The sequence below is a fragment of the Blautia marasmi genome, from assembly GCF_900258535.1.
Lineage (GTDB): Bacteria > Bacillota > Clostridia > Lachnospirales > Lachnospiraceae > Blautia > Blautia hominis.
Genome location: NZ_OIWX01000001.1, coordinates 5,622,197 through 5,645,435, shown reverse-complemented (window position 1 = coordinate 5,645,435; position 23,239 = coordinate 5,622,197). Strand labels below are relative to the sequence as shown.

The following is a 23,239-nucleotide window of genomic DNA, read 5'->3' as shown; positions in this document are numbered from 1 at the left end:
AAGCAGGGAGATTTTATGGAACGTATCATGACACATATGGTGGACGTGGCAGTCACGATCCTGATTTTCTTTCTTTACAGTTGTCTGAGAAAGGGTCGGCTGCCGCTTCTGCAGCGCCTCTATGTAGCGGCGTCAGCTTTTCTGCTTATCTGGCTTCTGGCGATAGCCGGGATCCTGGGAGGTGCTGACGGCAGTATCGGGGCACTTACTGTACTGGATGCCGTCACTTGTTCAGCCTGTGCGCTGATGGTGGTTACAGTACTGCTTCTGACGGTGGCGTTTATCTATAATTATGAGAGCCTCCCGAGGATGTTTTATTTTCTTTATATTCTGCCGGTGGCCACATCTGTCATTGTGTTTACCAATCCATGGCATCATCTGTTCTACCGGCAGTTTTCAATTTACGCTTCGGAGGTAAAATTCGGGCCTCTATTTATTCTGTCAGGCAGCCAATATTATATTTACTGTATCCTGTCTATTGTGCTGGCTCTCAGGAATGGCATTAGAATGAGAAATAAAGGTGCTGTGTGGCAGTCTGTTTTATTTGCCTGGGGGTTGATCGTGCCGGTGGGAGTCAACCTTCTGGCAACCTTGAAAATTGTGGATCTGTCTATTGCGGCTACGCCTATTGCATTTATGTTTACCATTATCTGCCATGGGATCGCTATTTACTACCTTAATTTTCTTAATATTAAACCGATCGCCCTTCAGAATATCATTGACAATATTTCAGACGGTTATGTGATCATATCTTCGGAAAGTCAGATCATCAATATGAATGACGCCTTTCGGGAGGCCTTTGGTGAGAGTTACGGAATGAAAAACAATGCGTATCTGGACAGTCAGGTGGAAATCCTGGATGAGCAGAAAAGAGATGTAATCTACAATCTTTTAAGCTTTTTTGATATCTGCAGGCAGACCGTGAGTGTGATCACATATGAACAGGCTGTGATCAAAGAGGAAAGGAAGATCTATTACTCCGTGGAGCTGACACCTGTGTTCGGGAAGCGGAGAATGATGGGAGTTGTGGCTCTTTTCAAGGATGTGACGCGGGTGAAGGAGGAGATAAAGCAGCAGCAGCAGAAACTGAGCCAGGAGATGGAGCGGGAGCGTCTGGCGTCTCTGGGACAGATGATCGGAGGGATCTCCCACAATCTGAAAACTCCCATCATGTCTGTCTCAGGCAGTGCGGAATCTTTAGAGCGGCTGGTGGATGAGTATACGGCCAGTCTGGGGGATGAGGAAGTGACCGTAGAAGACCATAGAGAAATTGCAGAAGATATGAGAGAGTGGCTGGGGAAGATCAGGGAGAGCTGTGCCTATATGTCTGATATTATCACCACAGTGAAAGGACTGGCTACGAATATGAATACCAACAACATTGTGGAGTTTTCAGTGGATGAGGTGTTCCGAAGAGTGTTTCTGCTGATGAAACACAGTCTGGCGAAGAACCGGTGTGTGCTGTCTATGGAGAACAAACTGCCCGGGGATGCAGTGTTGAAGGGGGATATCAACAATCTGGTCCAGGTGGTCAATAACCTGGTGGAGAATGCCATGGATGCCGTGAAGGGAGAGGGCGGGGAGATCACCCTCTGTGCCAAAAAACAAAACGGAAATATTCTGATTGCAGTGAAGGACAGCGGACCGGGGATCGCGCCGGAGGTTATGGACCGGCTGTTTCACTCCATGGTAACCACAAAAGGGGCAATGGGAACCGGCCTGGGACTATATAGTTCCGCAGGCCTGATCCGGGGTAAGTTCAGTGGCAGGATGTGGGCTGAGAATCGGCCAGAGGGCGGAGCCGCCTTCTACGTGGAACTCCCCCTGCAAAGTTAAAAGAAAAAGATTATTTGAGGTGAAGGTATGCGAAAAAACAAGGCAGGACAGCAGAAAAACGGCTTCACCATGCTGGTTCTGGATGACGACAAGAATATTACGGACGCGCTGTATTCCTATTTTGAATCTTCCGGCTATACTGTGGAAACGGAAAATGATCCGCTGGCCGCATTGGAGAAGATGAAAAACAAATCTTATGATATTCTTTTACTGGATTTTATTATGTACCCCATCTGTGGAGATGAGGTGGTGGCCCGTTTAAGAGCGTTTGATACCAGGATCTTTGTGATCATGCTCACCGGACACAGAGAAGTGGCGCCGCCCCTGAACACGATCAGGGAACTGGATATTCAGGGGTATTTTGAGAAAAGCGACCGTTTTGACCAGTTGGAACTATTGGTGGAAAGCTGTGTCAAATCTATCAGGCAGATGCGCACGGTTTACCGTTACCAGGATGGGCTGGGTTCTATCTTAGGTTCCATTCCCAGTATACACCAGCTCTTGTCCCTGGATGTGGTGCTTGGCAGGATCCTGGAACAGGCGCTGAATCTGGGGGACAATGAGCACGGATTTGCCTGGATCAAGCCAAAAGCGCTGATCTCATCCATGCCCGTGGAAAAACTGCCGGATGATATCTTTCAGGGAAACGGAAAGTACCATAAGGAGCTGGAGCAGTTTCTCTGTGAGGATTATCCTCTTTTGAAAAATACGGTGGAAAAGGCAGGCAGTGACGGCGAGATCCTGGAGTTTGACGGCCTTTTTCTGGTGCCGCTCAAGGCGAACCGGGATATTTTTCTCGGAATTCTGGGGATTGGCAGGGATTCCTCTTATCCCGATGTGCAGCAGCGGCTGCTGGCGGTCTATGGGGAACAGGTCACCACAGCGCTCCACAATACGATTCTCCACATGCTGCTGCATATTAACAACAGAAAGCTGAGTCTTACATATGACAGGCTGAAGGAAAGTTATATGCAGACTGTGGAGGCCCTCCGTCTGCTGGTGGATGCCAAGGACGACTATACACGGGGACACTCGGACCGGGTTTCCATGTATGCGGAAAAGATAGCAGAAAGGACCGGAATGGAAGAATCACAGAAAGAATGTGTCAGGTGTGCCGGACTGCTGCATGATATTGGAAAGGTGGGGGTATCTGATGCCATTCTTTGCAAAGATGACAAGCTGACGGAGGAAGAATTTGCGGTGATCCGGAGACATCCTGAAATCGGGGAGAAGATCCTCTCCTGTATTGATATGTTCCACAATCTTGGGGGGATTGTGCGGGCACATCATGAACGGGTGGATGGCGGGGGATATCCTGACGGGCTCTTGGGGGAACAGATCCCTCTGGAGGCAAGAATGATTTCCATTGCCGATGCGTTTGATGCCATGATGTCTGACCGCCATTACAGAAAACGTCTCTCTCTTTCAAAAGCAATGGAAGAGCTTGCGGCCGGGAGAGGCACGCAGTTTGACGAAAGACTGGTAGATGTTTTTCTGGGACTGATAGAGCGTGGGGAGCTGGGAGAACTGGAGGAGACATGAGACTGGATTATCCTTTGAATAACATATATACATATGACACAGTTGGGGAATTTCTGCAGGAGGCTGAGGCACGGTTTGGAGACAGGCCGGCAGTTTCCGTCTATGACGGGGAGGGAAAGGAGCACTGCCATACATACCGGATGCTTGTAAGGGATGCCAAGGCGCTTGCCCTTGTCCTTCTGGATATGGGGATGGCAGGAAAACATCTGGCTATTGTGGGCGAAAACAGTTATGAGTGGCTTTTGATGTTTTTGGCCTGCAGTGCCATCGGGGCGGCAGCCATACCTGTGGATGTGGAGCAGCAGGATGAGAAGATTTGGCAGTGTATCCGTTTTGGAGACTCCTGCATGGCGGCTGTTTCCAGGGAATATGAATTTCTGTTCCAAAATACCCGGTGCTGCCCGGTACTCTATCTGTGGGATAACCACGATGCGCGCAGCCTTCCGGCTCTGCTTTCGGATGGATACAGAGCGCTTAAGGACAGGGAAAAAGAGCTGGATCTGGTGATGGATCAAGTGCAAAAAGAGCAGACGGCTGCCATTATTTACACATCCGGGACTATAAGCGCCCCAAAACCAGTTATGTTGAGCCATGGCAATATCATGTATAATGCCTGTCATGCCCAGGCGCTGGTGGAGACAGGAACAAAGGCATATACCTGCCTGCCCCTCTACCATGCCTATTCCCTGGTGTGCGGCGCCCTGAATGTACTGACACAGGGACAGCATCTGGGGCTGAATGGAAGAGTGAAAAACTGGATGCGGGATCTGCGCCTGTTTTCTCCTGAGATGATACTTTTGGTACCTATGATGATGGAATCCCTGATCCGGAGCATCCGGCTGGAGCAGACCCGGGACGGTATGCGGGAGGAAGCAAAAAAGGCGCTGAAGAGATACGAGAGCCGGAAACGGTACCATTTGTCCTGCAGTCCTTTCACACACCGTGCTATGACCCGGGTTCTCGGAGACTCTCTTTTTCTTATTATCTGCGGAGGCGCCCAGCTAAATGAGCGGCTGGCCCGGGAGTTTAGGTGTTATGGGATCAATGTGCTCCAGGGTTACGGTGTCACGGAGTGCGGACCACTGATCTGCGTGAACCGAAACCGCAGGTACCGGGAAAATTCCGTGGGGAACTTGCTGCCGGGAACACGTGTTAAGATTCAGGACGGGGAGATCCTGGTAAAGGGCCCCTCTGTTTTTAAGGGATATTATAAAGCCCAGGAGGAGACAGAAAAAGCTTTTTCGGAGGGCTGGTTCTGCACCGGGGATTTGGGATACAGGGACAGGAAAGGGTTTCTCTATCTCACAGGGAGAAAGAAAAATCTGGTGGTATTCAGCAGCGGGAAGAAAGTGGTGCCGGAGGAACTGGAGGAACTTATCGCACAGATTCCCCTTGTCAGAGAAGTGATGGTATATGGTGCCAGCAACGGGCAGACGGCGGATGATGTGAAACTCTCCGCTGTCATTTACGCGGATCCGCAAAAGACAAAAGGGATGACTTCTTATGAAGTGCTGGAGCGGATTCAGGAGGAGATTTATGAGCTGAATAAAAAGCTGCCGTTCCATAAAAGGATCCAGCTTATCCGCATGACGGAAGCGGAATTTAAAAAGACATCTATCCAAAAAATAAGAAGGGGGCGTTTTTAATGCGCGGGGAAGATTTCCTGTCTGTGATTGAAGAACTGGTTTATCAGGTGACCGGAATCAGCGAACTGACCCCCGATACAGATTTTATCAGGGATCTGGCACTGAATTCTTTGGATGTGGCAAATCTTGTATGTGCCTTTGAGGACAGATTTCAGGTGGAGATTCCCGTGCGGGATGTGTGGAAACTGTCCCAGGTGCGGGATGTGATAGAATACATGCAGAAAAAGGCGCTGCCGTACAGTCTGTAAAAAACAGGTGTAAAATCTTCGGAATTATGGTAAACTGTTAAAAGTGAAAACCGAGAAGAGGTGTAAAGAAATGAAAAAAATAGGTTTTATCGGTGTGGGAGTTATGGGAAAGTCCATGGTCCGCAATCTGATGAAAGCAGGGTATGAACTGTCTGTCTATACCAGAACAAAAGAGAAGGTGGCGGATATTATTGAGGAGGGTGCTTTATGGTGTGACACCATTGCAGACTGTGTCAAAGACAGGGAAGCTGTCATCACCATGGTGGGTTATCCTGAAGATGTGTGGGAGGTCTATTTTGGCGGGGCCGGGATCATAGCAAATGCCAGGCCGGGTACCTATGTCATTGACATGACCACCACCAGTCCAAAGCTTTCTGTGGAGATCTACGAGAGAGCCAGGGAAGCCGGAATATACGCAGTGGATGCCCCGGTATCCGGCGGAGATGTGGGCGCAAGACACGGTACATTGTCCATTATGGCCGGCGGCGATGAGGAGGCTTTTGAAGCCTGTCTGGAGCTGTTTAAATCCATGGGCAAGACCATCATCTACGAGGGAAAAGCCGGCAACGGACAGCATACAAAGGCAGCCAACCAGATCGCGCTGGGCGGAGTGATCGCCGGCGTGTGCGAGGCCATCACCTATGCCCGCGCGGCAGGTCTTGACGTGCAGACCATGCTGGACAGCATCAGCCAGGGTGCAGCGGGAAGCTGGCAGATGGATAACATGGCGCCCCGCATGTTAAAAGGGGATTACGACCCCGGATTTTTCATTAAACACTATATCAAAGATATGAAGATTGCGCTGGAGGAATCAGATGCCAGAAAGCTGACACTCCCCATCCTTATGGAAGTGCTTGATATGTATAAGAAACTGGATGAAGAGGGAATGGGCGATCTGGGTACTCAGGCCCTGATAAAGTATTATGAAGAACAGTAGCAGGGAGCCGGATGATAAATTTCTGTCAAGCGGACAGGAAAGTATCCGCCTTGCGATTGCGCTGGAGCGTTTTTTTGAACTGTGCCCCCAGGACACTGTTTTATATGCCCGGTACAGGGAATATCTGAAAAAACGCTTCCGTCCTGCCATGGAAAAGCTGATCTTGACCAGAGAAACAGAGAAAGTAAAGGTTCTGTTCGGCCTGGCGGAGGTGACGCCTGTGCAGATGGATGAACTTTTGGCATTGGCTCAGAAGTATGGAAATACGGAATGTGTTTTATGGCTTCTGTCAAAGAAAGAGGATCAGTTCGGATTTGGCGGAAAGGATATGGAATTATGAGACAGGCAGAGGAAATTGCGCAGGAAATCTGGGCATTGGCCATTCAGGAAATTTCCTGCGCCTGTCCTTTTTTTGTGTTGGCAAGCAGTTATCTGAAAACCGGTGCGGATGAGAAATGCATCTGTCCCTGTACAGACGGCAGGGTGATCCATTATTCCCCGGCGGCTGTTCTGTCTGATTTTCAGGAAAAGGGCAGGAAATACATAAACAGGATGTATCTGCACAGCCTGTTCCACTGTCTCTATCTGCACCCGGCTGACCGGGAAAAGAGAGAGGAAACATTGTGGAATCTGGCCTGTGACATGGTGGCAGAGTATACGGTGGACTGCCTTGGTGTTCCGTTTCTTCTCGGAGAGCCGGGAAGGGAAAAAGAGGAGGTTTACCGTATGTTCTGGAATGAAAAAGAATCCAGGACTGCAGCAGAGATTTATGGAATGCTGCTGGATGGAAAATTTGAGAAGGGCTGTACTGATGCCTGGAGCCGTCTGTTTTTTATGGATGGCCACAGCCTCTGGAGAGACATTTCCGGAGGGGAACTTGCAGGCATACGGGAAATATGGGAAAAGGCTGCAGCCTATACAAGCCGGGATGCAGGCAGTGCCGGCAAAAGAGCGGGAAGTGAAAAAGGGAATATGCAGGAATGGTATGAGCTGCAGCAAAAGAGAAGGTATGATTACCGGAAATTTCTGCGGCGTTTTGCTGTGCAGAGAGAAGAGGTGCAGCTCGATATGGAAAGTTTTGATTATATTTCCTATTGCCTTGGGCTGTCCATGTATGGTAACATGCCACTGGTGGAGCCTCTGGAGTATACGGAGGCGTTCAAACTGGAGGAGATCGTCATAGCCATTGATACCTCCAGCTCCTGTTCCCGGCAGACGGTGCAGCGTTTCTTGGAGGAAACGTACTCCATGTTAAGTGAGAGGGAGAATTTTTTCAAAAAGATGAATGTCCATATCATACAGTGTGACTGCTATATCCAGGAGGATGTGACCCTCAGCTGTGAGGAAGACTGGCGGGCATACATGAAACAGATCCGTATCCAGGGAAGGGGCGGCACGGACTTCCGTCCTGTTTTTACTTATGTGGACAGGCTGATCGAGAAGAAAAAAATCAGGAATTTAAAAGGGCTTCTGTATTTTACAGATGGGGACGGTATCTATCCCCCAAAGAAGCCGGACTATGAGACAGCATTTATCTTTATAAAGGAGCCTCCCGAAAACGTGAAAATTCCTTCGTGGGCCATCCGGCTGTATCTGGATGAGAGAAAGGCAGGGTCATAAGTATGAATATTGGTCAGGCAAAACAGGAAATTGAAAATACAGTGCGGGCATACACAAAAAAGAAGGCTGACGGAAGTTATGCCATACCGGCGGTCCATCAAAGACCGGTGCTTTTGATCGGTCCGCCGGGAATCGGTAAGACGGCTATCATGGAACAGATTGCAGGAAGTCTGCAGATCGGTCTTGTGGCCTATACTATTACCCACCATACAAGGCAGAGCGCCATCGGACTGCCGGTCATTGAAAAGCGGCTGTTTGACGGAAAAGAATATACTGTGACAGAATATACCATGAGTGAGATCGTGGCATCGGTTTACCGGTGCATGGAGCAAACCGGGTGCAGGGAGGGGATCCTTTTTATTGATGAGATCAACTGTGTCTCAGAGACGCTTGCGCCCACCATGCTGCAGTTCCTTCAGTGTAAGACATTCGGAAGTCATAAGATACCGGAAGGCTGGGTGATCGTGGCTGCCGGAAATCCGCCGGAGTATAACAAATCCGTGAGGGAATTTGACATGGTCACCCTGGACAGGATCAAGCGGATTGAAGTGACAGAGGATTACGCTGTTTGGAAATCCTATGCCAGGGAGCACGAGATACATCCTTCCATTCCTGCATATCTGGATGTGCGGAGGGAGAATTTTTATCGTACGGAGGCCAATGCGGAGGGACATTATTTTGTCACAGCCAGAGGCTGGGAGGATCTATCGCGGATGATGTATGTATATGAGGAGCTTGGACTTTCTGTCACAGACGAATTTGTATTCCAGTATATCCAGCAGCCGGAGGTGGCAAAAGATTTTGCCGGATTTTACAGTCTCTGCAGAAAGTATCAGGAAGATTACGCATTTCTTGAGCTTCTGGACGGAACCATGGAGGAGGCGGCAGTAAAAGCAAAAGAGGAACGGCTGAAAAGAGCGGGTTATGATGAGCGCCTTGCAGTGGTCAGTCTTCTGCTGGGAGCTGTACATGCGGCGCTGGCACAGTATTCCGCTAAAGAAAGAGAGATAAGGAGTCTTTTTGAGGAAGTACGCAGACTGAAAAACAGTCTGGATATTTTGAGGCCGGAGGAAGCGGATGAAATGCTGTGCCGTGAAATTGAAAAACGCCAGCATGCTTTGGAAGTGAAAAAGGAGGCCGGACTATATCGGGAGGACGAAGCTTTTCTTGCAGGGTATGTGACAGATTGGGTGAGAAGATTCCTTTATGAGTGGAAAAAGGTGAAAAACCGGGAGGAATGTACGGCATCCTCATTCCTGAAAGAAACGTTTGGAAGGGAAAAAGAAAATCTGGATAAGTCCAGAGAGGATATGCAGCGCCTTCTGGAACGGGCGTTCGCATTTGCCGGGGAGGCGTTTGCGGGCGGACAGGAGATGGCTGTATTTACGGAGGAGATTTCCGGGGATGATACCGTGATGAAATTTATCATGGATAACGGCTGCAGGGCATATCAAAAGGCAGGAGAGATCCTGCAGACAGAAAAAAGGGAGCGTGAGCTTAGGGAGGAGATCCGGCAGTTGGCGGATTGCCTTCAGACAGGAGAAAAATTTTCATAAATAACCAAAAAAAGAAGATACTAAGTAACAATTCAGACAGGTCTGTGCAGTCACTGCACTGGCTGTATGACAGGCATCCGGCCAATCTTAATGAGATGATTATTGACCGGATGCTTGTGAAAGTTCAGGGTTCTGAAAGGTTACGATAGGAAACCGTAAAGACGGACGGGCAAAGAACTGGAAAGGACGAAACAATATGCTTAATAATATTTTGACTAGTGTGAATGATTTTATGTACACCTACCCGTTATTGATACTGCTTGTGGGGGCCGGCGTATATTTTACCGTGAGAACCCGCTTTGTACAGGGGCGTCTGCTTGGGGAGGCTTTCCGCGTGCTGCTTGAGAAGGCAGAGGTGAAGGACGGTAAAAAGCAGGTGTCCTCTTTTCAGGCATTGATGATATCAACAGCATCCAGAGTGGGGACCGGTAATATTGCCGGAATTGCCACTGCCATTGCTGCCGGTGGTCCCGGAGCTGTGTTCTGGATGTGGGTCATGGCCGTGATTGGCAGTGCATCCGCCTTTATTGAGAGTACTCTGGCGCAGGTATATAAGGTGAAAGACGGGAAGGATTTCAGAGGCGGGCCTTCTTATTATATGGAGAAAGCCCTTGGGAAGAGATATCTGGGGATCATTTTTTCGGTACTGCTGATTGTCTGTTTTGCCTATGGGTTTAACGGACTGCAGTCATTTAATATGTCATCCTCTCTGGAGTATTATATTCCCGGGTATGCGGACAGTATTTATCCTGCTGTCATAGGCGCTGTGCTTGCGATCGCCACAGCTTTCGTTATTTTCGGCGGGGTACACAGGATTGGGTTTATCACCTCCGTGATCGTACCGGTGATGGCTGGGGGATACCTGCTTATGGGGCTTGCCACTATGGTGATGAACGCAAACAGGATCCCGGAGGTGTTCGCCCTGATCTTTAGGGAGGCATTTGACGGACAGGCCATTTTCGGAGGATTTGCGGGGAGTGCTGTGGTGATTGGGATAAAGAGGGGGCTTTTTTCCAATGAAGCCGGTATGGGAAGCGCGCCCAATGCTTCTGCCAGTGCGGCGGTCAGCCATCCCGCAAAGCAGGGGCTGGTGCAGGTGCTCTCGGTGTTTATTGATACGCTGCTGATCTGTTCAGCGACTGCCATGATGCTGCTGCTTTCCGGTGTGGAAGGAAAGTCCGGGGTTCTGGATGGGATTCCGTATGTGCAGCAGGCGATCTCTGCCAATGTGGGCACCTGGGGAATCCATTTTATCACGTTTTCTATTTTTACTTTTGCGTTTTCCAGTCTGGTGGGGAATTATTATTATGCGGAATCTAATATTAAGTTTATTAAAGATGATAAGAGGCTTTTGTTTGTGTTTCGGGTGAGCTGTCTCTTGGCAGTGTTCTTGGGGGCGCAGGCCGATTTCTCTGTGATCTGGAATGTGGCGGATATCACTATGGGGGGGATGGCTGTGCTTAATATTGTTGTGATCCTGGTGCTTGGAGGGACGGCGGTTAAGGTGCTTCGGGATTATGAGGAGCAGAAGAAGAGGGGGGTGGAGCCGGTGTTTCGGGCTGAGGAATTGGGAATTGAGGATACGGAGTGTTGGTGAGGGGGTGGCTCACGGACGTTAAAACAGAACGGCGCCGGGCAGGGGCATCCCTCTGGAAATATACCTTCGTCGGCAAGTCTTACTAAGTAAAAAACAGCGCCCCGGACAAGGCACCGGGCAGAACCGCTGTCCAGCCTTTATGGCTGAACAGCTCAACTGCCCTGAAATTTCGGATGGTAACCGAAATTTCTCCTTGCCCGGGGCGCTGTTTTTTACTAAGTAAGACTAGGCCTCCTGCGGGATATATTTCCAGAGGGATGCCCCTGCCCGGCGCCGTTCTGTTTTAACTGGCAGTGGAGGCGGAAGGATAAGTGGAGGCGGAAGGATAAGTGGAGGCGGAAGGATAAGTGGAGGCGGAAGGATAAGTGGAGGCGGAAGGATAAGTGGAGGCGGAAGGATAAGTGAAGGCGGAAGGGTAAGTGAAGGCGGAAGGATGAGTGAAGGCGGAAGGATAAGTGAAGGCGGAAGGGTAAGTGAAGGCGGAAGGATGAGTGAAGGCGGAAGGATAAGTGAAGGCGGAAGGATAAGTGAAGGCGGAAGGATAAGTGAAGGCGGAAGGATAAGTGAAGGCGGAAGGGTAAGTGAAGGCGGAAGGATGAGTGAAGGCGGAAGGATAAGTGAAGGCGGAAGGGTAAGTGAAGGCGGAAGGATGAGTGAAGGCGGAAGGATAAGTGAAGGCGGAAGGATAAGTGAAGGCGGAAGGATAAGTGAAGGCGGAAGGATAAGTGAAGGCGGAAGGGTAAGTGAAGGCGGAAGGATGAGTGAAGGCGGAAGGATAAGTGAAGGCGGAAGGGTAAGTGAAGGCGGAAGGATGAGTGAAGGCGGAAGGATAAGTGAAGGCGGAAGGATAAGTGAAGGCGGAAGGATAAGTGAAGGTGGAAGGATAAGTGGAGGCAGAGATTTGGGAAGGATTATGGTGATGATGTGGTGAGGGGGATTGTGGGTGTGATATTGGGGTGAAAAAAATGGAAAATTTTTTAATGTTATACTTGACTAATTTAATCCAGATTGTTATAATATTAACAGTCAAAGAAATAATTTGGTAAAAGATTAGGAAATTAATTTATTTTTAGGAGGATGTTTGAGATGAATCAGTGTTTTGGTTGTAACACATGTGCGAGTGCGGATAAGAAGCTGGAGGGGTATATTCGGGAATTGCCGATGGAGACTTCGCATCATAGGGTGGAAGGGCAGAGTACAAAGTGTGGGTTTGGACTGCAGGGAGTCTGTTGCAGGCTTTGTGCCAATGGGCCGTGTAGGATCACACCTAAGGCACCCAGAGGGATTTGCGGGGCTACGGCGGATGTGATCGTGGCTCGTAACTTCTTGAGGGCTGTGGCCAGCGGTTCCGGATGTTATATTCATATTGTGGAGAATACGGCGCTGAATGTGAAGAAGACAGCTATGGCAAAAGGTGAGATCAAAGGGGAGAAATCCCTGAAGAGACTGGCTGAGATCTTCGGTGTGGAAGGGAAGGATAAATGGGAGACTGCCCGGATGGTTGCTCAGAAAGTGCTGGATGATCTGTATAAACCGGAATATGAGAAGATGGAGCTGGTTGAGAAGATGGCTTATGCTCCCAGGTTTAAAAAGTGGCAGGAGCTGGATATTTTGCCGGGCGGTGCTAAGGGTGAAGTTTTCCATGGTGTTGTGAAATGTTCTACAAACCTGAATTCTGATCCGGTGGATATGCTGACGGACTGTTTGAAGCTGGGAATTTCCACAGGTATTTACGGACTGACACTGACTAACCTTCTGAATGATGTGCTGCTGGGTGAGCCTGAGCTTCGTCTGGCGCCGGTGGGACTCAGGGTTATCGATCCCGATTACATAAATATTATGATCACAGGACATCAGCATACCATTTTTGTGGATCTGCAGGAAAGACTCACGTCCAAGGAGGCTGTGGAGAAAGCAAAAGCAGCAGGGGCAAAAGGATTTAAATTGGTTGGATGTACCTGTGTGGGACAGGATCTGCAGCTTCGCGGGGCACATTATACAGAAGTGTTTGACGGTCATGCGGGAAACAACTACAGCAGTGAGGCGGTTCTGGCTACCGGTGGTATTGATGCGGTGCTTTCTGAGTTTAACTGTACGCTTCCCGGCATTGAGCCTATCTGCGAGGAACTGAAGATTAAACAGATTTGTCTGGATGATGTGGCAAAGAAGGCAAATGCAGAGCTGAAACCCTATGTATTTGAAGACAGAGAAAAACAGAGCGAAGAGATCATAGATGAAATTGTTGCGGCTTACAAGGAGAGAAGAGGAAATGTACCTATGAACCTTCTGCCGGAACATGGTAATGATAATACACTTACAGGTGTAAGTGAAGATTCTTTAAAAGAATTTCTGGGTGGTAACTGGCAGCCGCTTGTGGACCTGATCGTATCAGGAGATATCAAAGGTATTGCAGGTGTTGTGGGATGTTCTAACCTGACTGCAGGAGGACATGATGTGCTGACGGTGGAGATGACAAAAGAACTGATCGCCAAGGATATCCTGGTGCTGACCGCAGGATGTTCTTCAGGAGGGATTGAGAACTGCGGACTGATGACACCGGAGGCTGCCAAATATGCAGGACCCAAGCTGCGGGCTGTCTGTGAAAAACTGAATATCCCGCCAGTGCTGAATTTTGGTCCCTGTCTGGCGATCGGACGTCTGGAGATCGTGGCGACAGAGCTTGCGGAAACAATCGGTGTGGATATACCGCAGCTGCCGCTGGTATTATCTGCGGCACAATGGCTGGAGGAGCAGGCTTTAGCTGACGGGTGCTTCGGTTTGGCTCTGGGACTGCCTCTGCATCTGGGGCTTCCGCCGTTTGTGACAGGAAGTAAGCTGGTGACAAAAGTTCTGACGGAGGATATGAAATCCCTCACCGGCGGACAGGTTATTATCAATGGTGATGCAAAAGAGAGCGCTGAAATTCTGGATAAGATTATCGAGGAAAAACGTGCAGGCTTAAATATCTGATACAGGGGGATGCGGTTATGAAGAGAATTATGGTGGATGCCAGCAAATGTGATGGCTGTAAAAGCTGCTCCCTGGCCTGTATGCAGGCGCACCGGGAAACACCGGGGACAATTTACGACCTGGACGTGACGGATATTTCCAACGAAACCAGAAACTATATCTATAAAAATCCGCAGGGCGGCTATACACCTGTTTTCTGCCGTCACTGCGACCAGCCGGAATGTGTGATGTCCTGCATGAGCGGGGCTCTCACAAAGGATGAGAAGACAGGCCATGTGCTGTACAATGAGGAAAAATGCGGTTCTTGTTTTATGTGTGTTATGAACTGTCCATACGGTGTCTTAAAGCCGGATGATAAGACTCATTTGAAGGTTATTAAATGTGATTTCTGTATTGACAAAGGCGAGGAACCCAGTTGTGTAAAAGCCTGTCCAAAAGAGGCAATCTGGGTAGAGGAGGTGTAGCATGGGATATGTGATTTTAGGTGTGGGTGCTGCCGGCATCACAGCGGCCAAGACCATCCGGAAAGCTGATAAAGAGACGGAAATTACCATGATTTCCACAGATGAACAGGTACATTCCCGCTGTATGCTGCACAAATATCTGAGCCACGAGCGGACAGCCGAAAAGCTTAGTTTTGTACCGGAAGAATTTTTTAGGGACAATCATATTGACTGGATAAAAGGAAAAACTGTGACGGGTCTCGATACTGCAGCGAAGAAGGTCAAGCTGAAAGACAGTACTGAAGTTCCCTATGAAAAGCTGCTGATCGCCACAGGGGCGGAAAGCTTTATTCCGCCTGTAGGCAATCTGCGGGAAGCGGACAATGTATTCGGGCTGCGTCATCTGCGGGATGCAGTTGCCATTGATGAAATGGCGAAAAATGCAGAACAGATTGTCATCATCGGTTCCGGCCTTGTGGGGCTGGATGCGGCTTATGGCCTGATGGAGACCGGAAAGAAGGTTTCCATTGTGGAGATGGCAGAGCAGATTCTGCCCATACAGCTGGATAAAACGGGAGCCTTGGAATACCAGAAACGTTTTGAAGCAGCAGGAGCGTCCTTCTATCTTGGAAGAAAGGCTGCGCAGACAAAAATGAATGAGGCCGGCCGGATTACAGAGGTTATACTTGATAATGGGGAAGCTCTGCCTTGTCAGATGGTGATCGTAGCGGCAGGTGTGAGGAGTGCCACAGCAGGTCTGGAAGGTGAAGGTATTGTGGTTGACAGAGGAATGAAGGTCAATGATCACCTGCAGACTGGCGCAGCAGATGTGTATGCAGCCGGGGATGTGACAGGACTTTCCGGTATATGGCCCAATGCCCAGAAGCAGGGGGAGACGGCTGCTCTCAATATGATGGGCGGAGAAGTGGAGTATACAGACCGTTACGCAATAAAAAATACCATAAATTTCTTTGGCCTGGTATCACTCTGCGTAGGCGTGATCGTGCCGGAGGAAACAGACGTGGTGATCGCCAGGGAGGATGCCGCCAATTATAAACGGGTGATCATCCGCGGCGGAAAAGTGGTGGGTGTGCTTCTTCAGGGGGACATTTCCCATGCAGGTATCTGGCAGTATCTCATAAAAAATGAAATTTCCATTTCGGGAATTGAAAAGGATATTTTTGACTTGAATTTCGGAGATTTTTACGGGATCAAGGAGAATGGAGAGTATATCTGGCGTACTGCAGGCCAGGCCGGATGATTTTTATAAAAAGGGCTTGACAAATAGAAGTTCTTATGGGTATACTTGGTGACATATACAGAAATGCTGTGATGGGAACAAGTAATCCCCGCGGGCTTCTACAGAAAGCTGCCGGTTGATGAGAGGCGCAGAAAGTAGCGGACGATGAATACCTCCCTGAGCATCACACCAAACAGCGGATATGCGGCGGACAGCGGCATGAAGGCTAAGTAGGCTGTGACGGAGTGGCGCACGTTATCGTGCTGATGAGTATCGCCTTATAAAAGGCCGTACTTACTGAGGCAGACGGTGTGAATCGTCTGTGAAAAAAGGTGGTAACACGGAAGCAGATACAGCTCCCGTCCTTTGCAAAGAGGGCGGGGGCTTTTTTGTGCTGTACAAGCGGAAAATAACCGCTGCCAGACGCGCTTCGGCGTGGAAGTTTAGCTTTCGCCCGGTTAAAATTTACAGATAAGTAAAGGAGAAAACAGTATGAAGATCTATGAAGAACTGACGGCCAGAGGCCTGATCGCGCAGGTGACGGATGAAGAAGAGATCCGTGAGCTGGTAAACAACGGAAAGGCTACATTTTACATTGGTTTTGACCCTACAGCGGACAGCCTGCATGTGGGACATTTTATGGCCCTGTGTCTGATGAAACGTCTCCAGATGGCTGGCAATAAGCCCATCGCCTTGCTGGGCGGCGGTACAGGTATGATCGGCGACCCTTCCGGGAGAAGTGATATGCGCCAGATGATGACAGTAGATACCATTCAGCATAACTGCGATTGTTTTAAAAAGCAGATGAGCCGTTTTATTGATTTCTCAGAGGGAAAAGCCCTTATGGTAAATAATGCGGACTGGCTTTTAAATCTTAACTATGTGGAAATGTTAAGAGAGGTGGGAGCACATTTCTCTGTAAATAATATGCTGCGTGCAGAGTGTTACAAACAGCGTATGGAAAAGGGCCTGAGTTTCTTTGAATTTAACTACATGATCATGCAGAGCTATGATTTTTACATGCTGTACAAAAATTATGGCTGCAACATGCAGTTTGGCGGGGATGACCAGTGGAGTAACATGCTGGGCGGAACAGAGCTGATCCGCCGCAAGCTCGGCGAGGATGCCTATGCCATGACTATCACCCTGCTTTTGAACTCAGAAGGCAAGAAGATGGGCAAGACCCAGTCAGGTGCTGTCTGGCTGGATCCAAACAAGACATCCCCCTTTGATTTCTACCAGTATTGGAGAAATGTCAGCGATGCGGATGTGCTGAAATGCCTGCGTATGCTTACGTTCCTGCCATTAGAGCAGATTGACGAAATGGACAAATGGGAAGGCAGCCAGCTCAACACAGCAAAAGAAATTTTAGCTTATGAATTGACCAGCCTGGTACATGGAGAGGAAGAGGCCAGGAAATCACAGGAGGCAGCAAGGGCTTTATTTACCAGCGGAAATGCGGCAGATATGCCTTCAGCGGTCATTGAGCAGTCTGATCTGCAGGATGGGAATATCGATCTGATCACCCTTCTGCATAAAAGCGGCCTGGCAGGAAGCCGTTCCGAGGGAAGAAGAGCTATCGAACAGGGCGGTGTTGCCATTGACGGTGAGAAGATCACGGATGTGAAATATCTGGTTCCGGGAGAGAAGCTTGACGGTGAAGGGATCGTCCTGAAACGCGGCAAGAAAAATTTCCGGAAAGTGACAATAAAACAATAAAAATTCATCTTTCTGGATGCCGGGAAACTCTGTTAAGAGTCCCGGCATCCGTTACGTTTTGTGCAAAATCATCAAAATTGTTTTTCTTTGTTAATGCCATTGCATTTTGCCGTGGGATGTGTTAATCTGAGTTTACTAAAAGGTCAGCGCTGAACAATCGAAAACGCGCAGAAAACAATTCTAAAATAAGACTGAATGAAACATTTCCAAATTCTATGGAACTCCCAAATTTTTTCCATTTACAATGAATTAGAATCAAAGGAATCTCCCTATTGTTTTTCTGATTGTGAAGCGCCTGCCGGAACAGAGAGGTTATAAATATGAACAAAAAAGGAATGATTTTTGAAGGGCTGAAGGTGCGCAATGAAATCAAAAAAGCAATGCATCAGGAGCATGGTCTGGCGGATTGTATCCGGGAGGAGAACGGATACCTCCAGGCAGGAGAAGCCGGTCCTGCCGGCAAAAGTACAGTTGGTTGTGAAAAGGAACTGTCGCGTGTTCTGGGAAAACTTATGGAGGAGGATGGGGAAGAAATCTGTCTGGATGTGACCTATTTTCTTGTCTTTGCAGCTTCACAAAATCCTGTTTGCCAGGAGGAACTCAAGAAGCTGGCACCGGACCAAATTCTGGGCTATCAGCAGAAATTTTTGGACCATGGCTATCACGGTGATTATTTTTTGTCCTGTTTAGGTTATGAGGCGCATTATTTTGCACAGGTGCTTTTTGGTATGCTCGAGGAGATACGGGAGGGATGCGGTGATAACCCGGAGAATGCCTACCAGCAGTTCATAGGGCTGATTCGTAAAGGCTGGCGCAGTGCCAGGCGCGAACTCTTTACGGAAGAAACCCTGGAATTTGAGCGGATACAGGAGTGGGCCAGCCCCTATACGGAACAGCCGGCCATGGGAATGAGCCAGTTATGCATTATTTATCTGCTGGCTGAGATATTCTGTGTGGAGATAAAGAAAAATGTGAATTATTATCTGATCTTGGAATGCATGATTGACAGAAATACAATCTGGGATTGTAAGAAAGAGGAGATTCTGGAATACGAAGTATGGGGGCGTGCGGGATATGCAGACAGCAGTTTCTGCCGGATGCTGACGGAGACTGTGCGGAACCCTTTTCAGGCAGCACTTGGTTTTCAGGTAGAAGGTTATGAAGAATTTGACTGCTATCTTCAAAATCTTTTTCATTTGGGCGGGATAGACCGGAATGTGCTCAGCGGGGAAATCTTGGATGAAAGGTCAAGGCAGATTCTTCTGGAATTGGGGGAATTCGAGAAAAATTCCGGTATAGAAAAGTATGTCTACTCTCTCTATATTGTTCTGCTGTCCGGGTATGTAAAAAAATGTCTGGATAAGATCCGGGAGGAGGACCCGGCCAGATGGCAGCAGAGGATGGACCAGCAGATAAAGGAAAAAGAGGCTATGGAAAAACAGCTGAAAGAGCTGGATGAGCATTGCCGTATTATAAAACATAGAACCAGTGAGCTGGAAGAAAAACTGGAATGTGCAGAACGAACAGTACGGCGTAAAGAGAACCAGTTACTGCGTACAGTAAAACAGCACCAGTCCGAGAAACAGGAATTGATAAAGCTCAGAGAAAGTCAATACAACACAGGAAAAGCCGGGTAATGACTTTTACGAAATGATTCGTTGAAAAGCAATACTGTAAATTGCGAAAGCAATATTTTTAGCAGAATTAACAAAATATAACATGTAAAAATATGCACTATTTTTTGTAATATAAATGGATTTTATCAGCGTAATATGATATACTTTGAATACAAGAAAGGTCAGAAAAAATATGAGAGAAAATCAACTATTAGAACTAATATTTCAAGAATTAACCTTAATAAAAAATAATACTGATTTCATGAAAGAGGAAATCGCCATATTAAAAGAAGATGTCAGTGGTTTAAAAGAAGATGTTATTGGTTTAAAGGAAGATGTCAGTGGTTTAAAGGAAGATGTCAGTGGTTTAAAGAAAGATGTCAGTGGTTTAAAGAAAGATGTCAGTGGTTTAAAGGAAGATGTCAGTGGTTTAAAGGAAGATGTCAGTGGTTTAAAGAAAGATGTCAGTGGTTTAAAAGAAGATGTCATTGGATTAAAAGAAGATGTCAATGGTTTAAAAGAAGATATTACCAGTATCAAAGCAGCTCAGAAACGCGCAGACCGCCGTATTTCTTACATATACAAAGAACTAAAGAATATGGACGACGCTATTTTAGGTGAGGTTGAACGAGTACATGAAATCCTGGACCGCCATGCGGCGGACGGGAGCAAGCATTTGGCATAATATAAATTCACACGTCTTAGCGGGCAGTATGTCATTTGTCTATGAGATGCTGCCCGTTGTCTCTGCTCTTCAGAGAAAATTTTAAATCCCTCTTGACAAATAAAATTCATAGCATTATAATTGAGAAAAAGTTGAATTGATTAACACTTTAAACCGATGAACAAGAAGAGTAAGTGAAAATATTTATTCCCAGAGAGCCGTTGTTGGTGGAAATACGGCAGTAAGAGTTTTCGCTGAATGGACTTGTGAGGGCAGCTTGAAACCTTCCGGGAAGGGAGTAGACGCTGACGGGGAGCTTATCCGTTATCAAGGAGCAGTGTATGATAGTACATGAAAGAGCGGCTCATATTACAATGCGTATATGGGCAATGTGGGTGGTACCGCAGGAGTTGAAATGATACAGCTCTTGTCCCATTGGAGAAATCTGATGGGGCAAGAGCTTTTTTATTTATGGCAATAGAATGTTCGCAAAGCGCGTTTCCTATTGCAGCCGCTCTTTGGAAAAGGAGGAAAAACATGACGATCACACCAGACTGCAACACAATCCTGAAACTTGCAGAGAAATATTCCATTGTACCTGTATGCAGGGAAATCTATGCGGATGTTACAACACCGATCACCCTGCTTCGCAAGCTTACAGGGTTATCCAAAAGATATTATCTTCTGGAGAGTATAGAGGGCGGAGAAACCTGGGGAAGATATTCCTTCCTGGGATATGATCCGGTCATGCGGGTGACCTGCAGGGCCGGCAAAGTATATATAGAAAAGCAGGGAAATACAGAGACCGTGGAAACAGCAAAGCCTTTAAACGTGCTGAGGGAAATCATGAAGGACTATAAATCGCCGAGACTTTCCGGTATGCCCCCGTTTACAGGCGGGTTTGTCGGATATTTTGCATATTCCATGATCGGCTACGCAGAACCGGTACTCAATATTAAAAAGGGAACATTCCCGGATTATGACGTGATGCTTTTTGATAAAGTTATTGCCTATGACCATTTGAAACAAAAAATATGCATCATTGTGAATATGCGGACTGATAAAGTGATGGAGAATTACGGGGAGGCCACAGCGGAGATAGCCAGGATAGCTGGACTGATCAAAAGTGCACCGGTACCTGCTGCCGATGCTGAGCCGGAACAGATCCATTTCACCTGTAACGTGAGCAGAGAAGAATATTGCAGCATTGTGGAGAAGACAAAGGAATATATAAGAGACGGGGATATTTTTCAGGCAGTTATCTCCAGACAGTTTACCAGCCCTATGAAAGGAAGCCTCTTAAATGCCTACAGAGTTCTGCGCACAACCAACCCGTCCCCGTATATGGTGTACCTCCATTTTGATGAGGAGGAACTGATGAGTACCTCTCCGGAGACACTGGTCCGCCTGCAGGACGGCAGACTGACTACGTTTCCGGTAGCCGGTTCCAGACCGAGAGGAAAAGACGCGGAGGAAGATGAAGCTCTGGAACATGACCTTCTGCAGGATGAAAAGGAATTGTCAGAACATAATATGCTGGTGGATCTGGGAAGAAACGACCTGGGCCGTATCAGCAGGTTTGGTTCTGTGGAAGTGACAAAATATATGATGATCCACCGTTATTCCAAAATCATGCACATTTGCTCCCAGGTGGAAGGTTCCATCGGGCAGGATAAGGACGCACTTGATGCCGTTGAGGCGGTGCTCCCGGCGGGAACCCTTTCCGGCGCACCGAAGATCAGAGCCTGCGAAATCATTGAGGAGCTGGAGAGTACAGAGCGGGGCGTCTACGGCGGCGCTATCGGTTACCTGGATTTTGCCGGTAACCTGGATACCTGCATTGCCATCCGCATGGCAGTGAAAAAAGATGGAAAGGTCTATGTGCAGGCAGGCGGCGGGATCGTTGCGGACAGCGTACCGGATTTGGAGTATGAAGAATCAGCAAACAAAGCAGCTGCGGTTATGCAGGCCATTAAAAATGCAGGGGAGGTGGATGAGTTATGATATTACTGATTGATAATTACGACAGTTTTACATACAACTTAGTGCAGATGATAGGTACCATCAATCCGGATATCCGTGTTATCCGAAATGATGAGATGACACCGGAGGAGATTGAAGGATTACATCCTTCCCACATCATCCTCTCACCAGGTCCGGGATATCCCAAAGATGCAGGCGTGTGCGAGGCAGTGATTCAAAAACTGCAGGGGAAAGTCCCCATTCTGGGTGTCTGCCTGGGGCATCAGGCAGTCTGTGAGGTGTACGGCGCAAAAATCAGCCACGCCAGGCATCTGATGCACGGCAAAAAAAGCAGGGTGCACATTCAGACAGAAAGCCCCATCTTTGCGGGGATGGAGGAGGAAATAGACGCAGCCAGATACCACTCCCTCATTGCGGAGGATGGCACCATTCCCGAATGTCTGCAGATATTGTCAACAGACGTGGAAAACGGTGAAATCATGGCCGTGGGCCACAGGGAATATCCGGTGTATGGACTGCAGTTTCATCCGGAATCCATTCTTACACCACAGGGAAAAAGCATATTGGAAAATTTTTTGAATATAAAAGCTAAAAGAGGAGACAAGATCATGATCAAAGAAGCAATTCACACACTGATGGACGGTAAGGATTTAAGCTATGAAGTGGCAAAGGCAGTCATGCATGAAATGATGGACGGCATTGCCACACAGGCTCAGATGGGAGCATTTTTAGCAGCACTGCGTATGCAGGGCGAGAGCATAGATGAGATCACAGCATTTGCTGAGGTGATGCGGGAAAAAGGAATTAAGATAAAACCGGAGAGAGAAGTCATAGATATTGTGGGAACAGGCGGAGACGAGGCAGGAACCTTTAATATTTCCACCACAGCCGCCTTTGTGGTTGCGGCAGGCGGCGTGCCGGTGGCGAAACACGGAAACCGCAGCGTATCCAGCAAGAGTGGTGCTGCTGACGTGTTGGAAAACCTGGGAGCCAATGTGGCTCTGGACGCAAAGCAAAATGAAACCATTCTAAACAAGACAGGCATGTGCTTTATGTTTGCCCCTGTTTATCATTCTTCCATGAAGTACGCTGCCCCGGTCAGAAAAGAGATGGGTGTCCGCACTGTGTTTAATATTTTAGGCCCCCTGTCCAATCCGGCAGCAGCTACCATGCAGCTTCTGGGCGTATACGACAAAAACCTGGTGGAGCCTTTGGCGAAGGTGCTGGGCAACCTGGGTGTGACCAGAGGTGTGGCTGTGTGCGGTGAAGACGGTCTGGATGAGATCACCCTGACCGGAGAAACCACTGTCTGCGAAATACGTTTCGGAGAGACCACCTGCTACACCATCTCGCCGGAACAGTTTGGAATGGAACGGTGTGAACTTGCCGAGCTGGTGGGCGGTTCCCCTGCTGATAATGCGCAGATAACCAGAGACATCCTTTCAGGACGCGAGACAGGGCCAAAACGTGATGTGGTCCTTCTAAATGCAGGTATGAGCCTGTATCTCGGGATTGACGGCATTACTCTTCAGGAGGGCATTGATATGGCGCGGGAATTGATAGAGAGTGGTAAAGCCCAGGCAAAATTTGATGAATTTGTGAAGGCTACAAGAGAACAGTAA

Annotated in this window: 18 protein-coding genes and 1 other annotated feature; all 18 genes read left to right on the top strand. The window is 48.2% G+C overall.

Going from position 1 to position 23,239, the window contains the following annotated elements; all coding sequences use genetic code 11:
• Positions 1 to 15: 15 nt before the first annotated feature.
• Positions 16 to 1,836: a histidine kinase N-terminal 7TM domain-containing protein gene (locus C6P39_RS24915; RefSeq protein ID WP_104805549.1), complete on the top strand. Its 1,821-nt coding sequence runs from the start codon at positions 16 to 18 to the stop codon at positions 1,834 to 1,836.
• 27 nt (positions 1,837 to 1,863) lie between these two features.
• Positions 1,864 to 3,378 carry an HD domain-containing response regulator gene (locus C6P39_RS24910; RefSeq protein ID WP_095172824.1) on the top strand — a complete coding sequence of 505 codons (1,515 nt, stop codon included), beginning with the start codon at positions 1,864 to 1,866 and terminating at the stop codon, positions 3,376 to 3,378.
• A complete protein-coding gene (locus tag C6P39_RS24905; protein ID WP_104805548.1) occupies positions 3,375 to 5,024 on the top strand; it encodes an AMP-binding protein in 1,650 nt (549 codons plus the stop codon). The genes C6P39_RS24910 and C6P39_RS24905 overlap by 4 nt, the downstream gene beginning before the upstream one ends.
• Positions 5,024 to 5,272, top strand: a complete 249-nt coding sequence (locus C6P39_RS24900) for an acyl carrier protein (protein WP_065541522.1) — start codon at positions 5,024 to 5,026, stop codon at positions 5,270 to 5,272. Before C6P39_RS24905 ends, C6P39_RS24900 begins: the two co-directional genes overlap by 1 nt.
• Before the next feature lie 70 nt (positions 5,273 to 5,342).
• Complete coding sequence (locus C6P39_RS24895) at positions 5,343 to 6,209, top strand: NAD(P)-dependent oxidoreductase (protein ID WP_104805547.1); 867 nt, start codon at positions 5,343 to 5,345, stop codon at positions 6,207 to 6,209.
• Positions 6,196 to 6,549, top strand: a complete 354-nt coding sequence (locus tag C6P39_RS24890) for a hypothetical protein (protein WP_104805546.1) — start codon at positions 6,196 to 6,198, stop codon at positions 6,547 to 6,549. Before C6P39_RS24895 ends, C6P39_RS24890 begins: the two co-directional genes overlap by 14 nt.
• On the top strand, positions 6,546 to 7,829 hold the full coding sequence (locus C6P39_RS24885; RefSeq protein ID WP_104805545.1) for a vWA domain-containing protein: 1,284 nt from the start codon (positions 6,546 to 6,548) through the stop codon (positions 7,827 to 7,829). The genes C6P39_RS24890 and C6P39_RS24885 overlap by 4 nt, the downstream gene beginning before the upstream one ends.
• A 2-nt stretch (positions 7,830 to 7,831) precedes the next feature.
• Entirely contained in the window at positions 7,832 to 9,385 is a 1,554-nt protein-coding gene (locus C6P39_RS24880) for an ATP-binding protein (RefSeq protein WP_104805544.1), read from the top strand.
• A 196-nt stretch (positions 9,386 to 9,581) separates the two neighbouring features.
• Positions 9,582 to 10,982, top strand: coding sequence for an alanine/glycine:cation symporter family protein (locus C6P39_RS24875; RefSeq protein WP_104805543.1), 1,401 nt, complete (start codon positions 9,582 to 9,584; stop codon positions 10,980 to 10,982).
• 433 nt (positions 10,983 to 11,415) lie between these two features.
• Positions 11,416 to 11,913: a hypothetical protein gene (locus C6P39_RS24870; protein WP_104805542.1), complete on the top strand. Its 498-nt coding sequence runs from the start codon at positions 11,416 to 11,418 to the stop codon at positions 11,911 to 11,913.
• 155 nt (positions 11,914 to 12,068) lie between these two features.
• A complete protein-coding gene (cooS, locus tag C6P39_RS24865) occupies positions 12,069 to 13,952 on the top strand; it encodes an anaerobic carbon-monoxide dehydrogenase catalytic subunit (protein ID WP_104805541.1) in 1,884 nt (627 codons plus the stop codon).
• 17 nt (positions 13,953 to 13,969) lie between these two features.
• Complete coding sequence (locus C6P39_RS24860) at positions 13,970 to 14,416, top strand: 4Fe-4S dicluster domain-containing protein (RefSeq protein ID WP_095172832.1); 447 nt, start codon at positions 13,970 to 13,972, stop codon at positions 14,414 to 14,416.
• Between the two features lies 1 nt (position 14,417).
• Positions 14,418 to 15,656, top strand: coding sequence for an NAD(P)/FAD-dependent oxidoreductase (locus C6P39_RS24855; RefSeq protein ID WP_104805540.1), 1,239 nt, complete (start codon positions 14,418 to 14,420; stop codon positions 15,654 to 15,656).
• A 471-nt stretch (positions 15,657 to 16,127) separates the two neighbouring features.
• The gene (gene tyrS, locus C6P39_RS24850; protein WP_104805539.1) at positions 16,128 to 17,354 is read left to right on the top strand and encodes a tyrosine--tRNA ligase; all 1,227 of its coding nucleotides are present in this window, start codon (positions 16,128 to 16,130) and stop codon (positions 17,352 to 17,354) included.
• 320 nt (positions 17,355 to 17,674) lie between these two features.
• The gene (locus tag C6P39_RS24845) at positions 17,675 to 18,991 is read left to right on the top strand and encodes a hypothetical protein (RefSeq protein ID WP_104805538.1); all 1,317 of its coding nucleotides are present in this window, start codon (positions 17,675 to 17,677) and stop codon (positions 18,989 to 18,991) included.
• A gap of 172 nt (positions 18,992 to 19,163) precedes the next feature.
• Positions 19,164 to 19,655, top strand: a complete 492-nt coding sequence (locus tag C6P39_RS24840) for a hypothetical protein (RefSeq protein WP_158661688.1) — start codon at positions 19,164 to 19,166, stop codon at positions 19,653 to 19,655.
• Positions 19,656 to 19,802: 147 nt separating this feature from the next.
• Positions 19,803 to 20,072: a binding site (T-box leader), on the top strand.
• A 99-nt stretch (positions 20,073 to 20,171) separates the two neighbouring features.
• The gene (gene trpE / locus C6P39_RS24835; RefSeq protein WP_104805536.1) at positions 20,172 to 21,638 is read left to right on the top strand and encodes an anthranilate synthase component I; all 1,467 of its coding nucleotides are present in this window, start codon (positions 20,172 to 20,174) and stop codon (positions 21,636 to 21,638) included.
• Positions 21,635 to 23,239 carry a bifunctional anthranilate synthase component II/anthranilate phosphoribosyltransferase gene (locus C6P39_RS24830; RefSeq protein ID WP_104805535.1) on the top strand — a complete coding sequence of 535 codons (1,605 nt, stop codon included), beginning with the start codon at positions 21,635 to 21,637 and terminating at the stop codon, positions 23,237 to 23,239. Before trpE ends, C6P39_RS24830 begins: the two co-directional genes overlap by 4 nt.

What these genes read in the sequence shown, in the direction of transcription:
- C6P39_RS24845 (WP_104805538.1), top strand. Translation starts at nt 17,675, where the DNA reads ATGAACAAAAAAGGAATGATTTTTGAAGGGCTGAAGGTGCGCAATGAA.
- C6P39_RS24905 (WP_104805548.1), top strand. Translation starts at nt 3,375, where the DNA reads ATGAGACTGGATTATCCTTTGAATAACATATATACATATGACACAGTT.
- trpE (WP_104805536.1), top strand. Translation starts at nt 20,172, where the DNA reads ATGACGATCACACCAGACTGCAACACAATCCTGAAACTTGCAGAGAAA.
- C6P39_RS24855 (WP_104805540.1), top strand. Translation starts at nt 14,418, where the DNA reads ATGGGATATGTGATTTTAGGTGTGGGTGCTGCCGGCATCACAGCGGCC.
- C6P39_RS24880 (WP_104805544.1), top strand. Translation starts at nt 7,832, where the DNA reads ATGAATATTGGTCAGGCAAAACAGGAAATTGAAAATACAGTGCGGGCA.
- C6P39_RS24915 (WP_104805549.1), top strand. Translation starts at nt 16, where the DNA reads ATGGAACGTATCATGACACATATGGTGGACGTGGCAGTCACGATCCTG.
- cooS (WP_104805541.1), top strand. Translation starts at nt 12,069, where the DNA reads ATGAATCAGTGTTTTGGTTGTAACACATGTGCGAGTGCGGATAAGAAG.
- C6P39_RS24890 (WP_104805546.1), top strand. Translation starts at nt 6,196, where the DNA reads ATGAAGAACAGTAGCAGGGAGCCGGATGATAAATTTCTGTCAAGCGGA.
- C6P39_RS24860 (WP_095172832.1), top strand. Translation starts at nt 13,970, where the DNA reads ATGAAGAGAATTATGGTGGATGCCAGCAAATGTGATGGCTGTAAAAGC.
- C6P39_RS24895 (WP_104805547.1), top strand. Translation starts at nt 5,343, where the DNA reads ATGAAAAAAATAGGTTTTATCGGTGTGGGAGTTATGGGAAAGTCCATG.
- C6P39_RS24875 (WP_104805543.1), top strand. Translation starts at nt 9,582, where the DNA reads ATGCTTAATAATATTTTGACTAGTGTGAATGATTTTATGTACACCTAC.
- C6P39_RS24840 (WP_158661688.1), top strand. Translation starts at nt 19,164, where the DNA reads ATGAGAGAAAATCAACTATTAGAACTAATATTTCAAGAATTAACCTTA.
- C6P39_RS24830 (WP_104805535.1), top strand. Translation starts at nt 21,635, where the DNA reads ATGATATTACTGATTGATAATTACGACAGTTTTACATACAACTTAGTG.
- C6P39_RS24885 (WP_104805545.1), top strand. Translation starts at nt 6,546, where the DNA reads ATGAGACAGGCAGAGGAAATTGCGCAGGAAATCTGGGCATTGGCCATT.
- C6P39_RS24900 (WP_065541522.1), top strand. Translation starts at nt 5,024, where the DNA reads ATGCGCGGGGAAGATTTCCTGTCTGTGATTGAAGAACTGGTTTATCAG.
- C6P39_RS24910 (WP_095172824.1), top strand. Translation starts at nt 1,864, where the DNA reads ATGCGAAAAAACAAGGCAGGACAGCAGAAAAACGGCTTCACCATGCTG.
- tyrS (WP_104805539.1), top strand. Translation starts at nt 16,128, where the DNA reads ATGAAGATCTATGAAGAACTGACGGCCAGAGGCCTGATCGCGCAGGTG.
- C6P39_RS24870 (WP_104805542.1), top strand. Translation starts at nt 11,416, where the DNA reads ATGAGTGAAGGCGGAAGGATAAGTGAAGGCGGAAGGGTAAGTGAAGGC.